Source organism: Anaerotignum lactatifermentans (genome assembly GCF_016902535.1).
Lineage (GTDB): Bacteria > Bacillota > Clostridia > Lachnospirales > Anaerotignaceae > Anaerotignum > Anaerotignum lactatifermentans_A.
Genome location: NZ_JACSNY010000075.1, coordinates 1 through 219 on the forward strand (window position 1 = coordinate 1; position 219 = coordinate 219).

The following is a 219-nucleotide window of genomic DNA, read 5'->3' on the forward strand; positions in this document are numbered from 1 at the left end:
AAAGACCTTTGGAAGAAATCTATGCGGTTGTTTTTATGGATGCCATCCATTACCATGTACGTAACGAAGGCCGGATTGTAAAACGTGCAGTCTATATTGCTATCGGAATCGATATGAGTGGATATAAAGATGTACTCGGCATGTACGTGGGACAAAACGAAAGCGCGAAATTCTGGCTTTCTATTCTGAATGGTCTGAAGAACCGTGGTGTGGAAGATA

At 42.0% G+C, this 219-nt stretch carries 1 protein-coding gene; it reads left to right on the forward strand.

What is annotated here, in order from left to right:
• Positions 1 to 219: transposase (locus tag H9X84_RS12925; protein WP_205142739.1), on the forward strand; the 219-nt coding region annotated here is incomplete at both ends.